The organism is Streptomyces sp. NPDC002851 (assembly GCF_053591935.1).
In genome coordinates, this window is sequence record NZ_JBSFUT010000081.1 from 1 (window position 1) to 5,520 (window position 5,520).

At 71.7% G+C, this 5,520-nt stretch carries 1 protein-coding gene and 1 pseudogene; both read right to left on the reverse strand.

Features of this window, described 5'->3' with window-relative positions:
- On the reverse strand, nucleotides 1-5,259 hold a 5,259-nt coding region (locus ACWD10_RS38220; protein ID WP_451098417.1), incomplete at its 3' end, for an amino acid adenylation domain-containing protein.
- Between the two features lie 63 nt (nucleotides 5,260-5,322).
- A pseudogene (locus ACWD10_RS38225) lies at nucleotides 5,323-5,520 on the reverse strand (KR domain-containing protein); the annotation flags it as partial.

Genomic DNA, 5,520 nt, shown 5'->3' on the forward strand with positions numbered 1-5,520 from the left:
CTGTGACAGGGCCCGGTGGGAGCGGTGTTCGGCCAGGGCGGTCAGCGCCTCGGCTGCCTCCACCGCCGAACCGGCCACCACCGCGGCCCGCTCGGTGAAGTGGGTGCGTCGGGCGGCAGCGGTGGAGGCGACGGCGTGCATCGACGCGTCGGGGTGGGCGCCGAGCCAGGTGGCCCAGCGGTCGGCCTGCTCGCGCAGGGCGTTCTCGTCGCGCGCGGAGAGCACGACGGGCAGGGCAGCGGGCAGCGCCGCGGCCGGCGCCGGCTCGGGCTGCGGTGCCTCTTCGAGTACCACGTGGGCGTTGGTGCCGCCGATGCCGAACGAGGAGACTCCGGCGCGGCGCGGCCCGTCCTGTTCCCACGCCCGCAGTTCGGTGTTGACGTAGAACAAGTCCGGGTCCAGGCCCATTTCGGGGTTGGGCCGATCGAAGTTCAGGCTCGGTACGAGCTCGCGATGGTGCAGACAGAGCGCTGCCTTGATCAGACCCGCGAGGCCCGCGGTGACGTCGGTGTGGCCGATATTGGTCTTCACCGAGCCGAGTGCGCAGGGCTCTTCGCGGCCGGACCCGCCGAACACCTCCTGCAGGGCCTGGACCTCGATCGGGTCGCCGAGTGCGGTGGCGGTACCGTGCGCCTCGATCAGGCCGACGCTGCCGGGCACCACGCCCGCGGCGGCCTGGGCGTCGGCGATGACCTGCGCCTGGCCCGCGACGCTGGGTGCGGTGAAGCCGACCTTGTTGGCGCCGTCGTTGTTGATGGCGCTGCCGCGGATCACGGCGTACACGGTGTCCCCGGCGTCGAGCGCGTCGGAGAGCCTGCGCAGCACCACCACGCCGACGCCGCTGCCGAAGACGGTGCCGCCGCCCTTCTCGTCGAAGGCGCGGCACGTGCCGTCGGCGGAGAGCACCAGGCCCTCCTGGTACATGTAGCCCTGCTTCAGCGGCACGGTCAGCGACGAGGCGCCCACCAGGGCGACGTCGGACTCGCCGCGCAGCAGGCTCTCGCGGGCCAGATGGGCGGCGACCAGGCCGGTCGAGCAGGCGGTCTGCACGGACAGCGCGGGGCCACGGAGGTTCAGCTTGTGGGCGACGCGGGTGGCGAAGTAGTCGTTCTTGGTGCCGATCATGGTGCGGAAGAACGACGACATGTCGTTGACCTCCTCACCGGCGTAGCCGCCGAACCCGGAGCCGCCGAAGACGCCGACCCTGCCGTCGAAGGACTGCGGCACGATGCCGGAGTGCTCCAGGGCCTGCCAGGCGCATTCGAGGAAGAGCCGGTGCTGCGGGTCCATGACCTCGGCCTCGGCGGGCGAGTAGTCGAAGAAGGAAGCGTCGAAGAGGTCCGCGTCCTCCACGTGGCCCTTGGCCCGGACGTAGTGCGGGTCAGCGAGCAGCGTGTCGGGGATACCGGCGGCCCGCAGTTCGGTCTCGGAGAACCGGGTGATCGACTCGACGCCGTCGCGCAGGTTGTGCCAGAAGGTGTCGACGTCGGGAGCGCCGGGCAGCCGGCAGGACATGCCGACGATGGCGATGGCGTCGTCACCTTCGGCGCGCGGCGCGGCGGCCCGCTCCGTGCGGGACGTGCCGGTCCCCTCGCCCTCGCCGCGCAGGAAGGCAGCGAGCTGCCGCACCGTCGGATAACGGAAGATCGCGGAGAGCGGGAACTCCCGGCCGAGCTCTTCGCAGAGCCTCGTGTGGACGTGCAGGGCCGTCATGGAGCTGCCGCCCAGCTCGAAGAAGCCGCGGTCGGGGTCGATCTGGCTACGGTCGAGCGCCGAGGCCCACGCCCGGCGCACCAGGCCCTCGACCGCGTCGGCCGCAATGGCGACGGTCGGAGCCGGCGCGGCGGAGGCGCTGTCGGTCGTGGCGCCGCCCGGTGCGGTCAGCTGGGCCAGCGCACCGCGGTCGACCTTCTTGTTGGGGGTGTGCGGCAGTTCGTCGAGGCGCACAAGCCGGGCCGGGACCATATAGGCGGGCACCCGTTCGGCGACGTACGCCCTGAGGGTGTCCTCGTCGGTCGGCCGACCGGTCCAGTACAGGTACAGCCGGGGCTCGTTCGCCGTGTCCTCGCGTACGACGGCGGCGCACTCCACGATCCGGGGGTGCTCGCCCGCGACGGCCTCGATCTCGCCCAGTTCGATGCGGTGGCCGTACAGCTTGGTCTGCGAGTCGATGCGGCCGCAGTATTCCAGCGAGCCGTCCTCGCGGTAGCGCACCAGGTCACCCGTGCGGTACATCCGCTCGCCCGGGCGGAATGGGTCGTCCACGTAGCGTTCGGCCGTCAGCTCGGGACGTCCGAGGTAGCCGCGAGTCACCGCCCGGCCGCCGATCCACAGTTCACCACGGCTGCCGCGGGGCACGCGGGCACCGTGGCTGTCCAGGACGTACAGGCTGGTGTTGAGGACGGCGTCGCCGAGGGACACCTCGCCGGGCTCTACGTGCCAGGTCGTGGACCACACCGTGCACTCGGAGGGGCCGTAGATGTTGGTGACACCGCCGCGCACGGTGCGCAGGAGCTTGCGCGCGAGCGGCCGGTCCAGCGCCTCACCGCCGACGATCATGCGGTCCAGGCCGCCGAGCAGCGCCCGGCCGCCGGCGTCCGCGAGCAGCATGCGGGCGAGCGAGGGGGTGCACTGCAGATGCGTCGGGCCGTACGAACGGTAGTCCGGCCACTCGCCGACGCTGCCCTGGGCGATGACCACCCGGTAGCCGCGGGTCAGCGTCCAGATCAGCTCGACCGTGGAGATGTCGAACGACGGGCTGGTCACGGCGAGCCAGGTGTCTCCGGGACCGCCGCTGATGCGCTCGTCCACGCTGCGGCAGAAGTTGACGAACTGGCCGTGTTCGATCAGGACGCCCTTGGGCCTGCCGGTCGAACCGGAGGTGTAAATGACGTATCCGAGATCCGACAAGGCCGGGCGGGCGACGGGCTCGGGCCAGGACGCGTCCTCCGAAGCCTCCGGTATCTCCGAGATCAGAACGACCTTGGCGTCGGTGGCCACGGGACGGTCCGAGATGAGGACCGTCAGCCCGCTGTCCTCGACGACGTAGTCGACGCGTGCCTGCGGATAGCCCGGATCCACCGGTAGATAGGCACCGTTGGCCAGCCAGATCGCAAGGACCGAGACCACCAGGTCGGCGGAGCGCGGCAGATGCACACCGACCGGCACTTCGGCGGTGACGCCCGCCGCGCGCAGCCGTTCCGACAGCAGACCGGCGCGCACCACCATCTGCCGGTACGTCAGCTCGCGGCCGTCCGACACCAGCGCGACCGCGTCCGGGGTGCGCCGGGCCTGGGCGAGCACCAGATCGAGGGCGGTGGTGCCGTCCTCGACCCGGTCCCGGTCGTCGGGCGCGGTAGCGAGGCCGCCCCGCTGCTCCAGCCAGGCCAGCTCGGCCGCGTCAAGCAGGTCCAACTCGCTGATACGGCGGTGCGGTTGGTCAGCCAGCGACTCCAGCAGCGTCCGGAAGTTGCGGACCATCCGTTCGGCGGCGGCGCGGTCCATGACGTGGGAGAGGAACTCCAGCTCGCCCCAGAGACCGTCGCCGCTCGGCGCGAGGTTCATGCCGAGGGCGAACTTCGACGCGCCGCGCACATTGCCCGCCCCCTCGGCCGTGTTCGGCAGGATCCAGGCGTCCTCACCCTCGCCGAGGGCGGGGAAGTCGGCCCCCATGTAGTTGAAGACGGCGCGGATCAGGGGGTTGTCGTCGCCGGCCCGCGGCGTCCCGACCCCCTTCATCACCTCCGTGAGCGGAACGCCCTGGTGCTCCAACAGCCCCAGGACCCGGGGTTGTACGGCGGTCAGCAGCTCCGTGAAGGCCGGGTCCCCGGTCAGGTCGCAGCGCAGCGGCAGCGTGTTGGTGAGGAAGCCCAGGACGTCGGAGCTGCCCGGCAGCTGCCGGTTGGCCCAGAGCGTGCCGATGGTGAAGTCGTCCTGATCGGCGTAGCGGCCGAGCAGCACGGCGAAGGCGGCGGCGAAGACGGTGTACGGAGTCACGGACGCGGCGGAGGCCAGGTTCTCAAGCCGCTCTCGCAGCTCGGCGGGCACCGAGAAGTAGACGGAGTCGCCGCCCTGTGGTGCGTCCTGCGGGCCCGGCGGCAGCTCCAGGATCGGTGCGCCGTCCAGCTCGGCCCGGAAGAAGCGCAGCGCCTCGTCGAACGCCCCCTCGTCGAGACTCCGGCGCTCCCACCGGGCGTAGTCGCCCACGTGGTGGGCGGGCTCGGGCCGCTCGGGCACGGTTCCGGAGACGAAGGAGCGGTAGGCGTCGTAGAGCTCGCGCAGGAAGACGGTCAGGGACCAGCCGTCGGTCATGGAGTGGTGGAAGGTCAGGCACAGGATCTGACCGTCGGCGCCGGTGTCGAGGAGCCGACCGCGCAGCAGCGAGGGGCCGCCGAGGTCGAACGCCTTGAGCTCTTCCTGCCGGATGCACTCGTCGACCGCGTCCGGGCCGAGCCCCGACAGGTCGTCGTACGCCAGCGGAATGGTGACGTCCTCGTGGACGACCTGCACGAGTCGGCCGTCTCGGGACGCAAGGCCGGTGCGCAGGGCTTCGTGGCGCGCGGCCATCCAGTTCAGGGAGAGACCGAGCGCCTCGCGGTCAAGGCGCCCGGCCGGGCGCAGCCGCATCGCCACGTGGTACTGAGCGGTGCCCGGATTCATCTGCTCCAGGAACCACAGGCGGCGCTGCCCCTCCGTCGCCGGGTGCTCGGCGCGCCCGGCCGCGCGCTCCAGCGGCAACGGCCCGCGCGGCGAGTCCGGCGCGCTGTCGAAGACCTGGGCGAGGAGGTACGTAGCCAGGGCATCCGGGCTTGGGTGGGTGAAGGCGAGGTCCGCGGGCAGCGTGCCGCGCACCTGCGCCGCCAGCCGCCGCCGCAGCTCGACGGCCATCAGCGAGTCCAGGCCCAGCTCCTTGAGCGGCTGGTCGGTGGCGATGCCCTGCGGGTCCGCGGCACCGAGGACGATGGCGATCTCGCGGCGCACCAACTCGATGACGGCGGCACGACGCTCGTCCTCGGAGAGGGCGGCGAGCCGCTCACGGAAGCCGACGCCCCCGGTGGAGCTTCCTGCCGCCCGGCCGGGGCGGGCCCGCACCAAGGAGCGGAAGACGGGCGGCAGTTCCTCACCGCTCTCCAGCGCGCGGCGCAGCACCGCGGTCTCGATCCGGATCGGTACGAGGTGGGGGTGGGGTTGGGTGAGTGCGGTGTCGAGTGTGGTGAGGGCTTGGGTTTGGGTGAGGGCGCCGAAGCCTTGGCGGCGCATGCGGGTGAGGTCTGCTGGTGTGAGTTGGGCTGTGAGGCCGGTGCCGTTTGGTTCCCAGAGTCCCCAGGAGAGGCTGAGGCCGGGCAGGTCTTGAGCGCGGCGGTGTGCGGCCAGGGCGTCGAGGGTGGTGTTGGCGGCTGCGTAGGTGCTTTGTCCGGGGCTGCCTAGGACGCCGGAGGCGGAGGAGTAGAGGACGAATGCGGTGAGGTCGAGGTTGAGTTCGGTGGAGAGGTGGTGCAGGTGGAGGGCGCTGTCGACTTT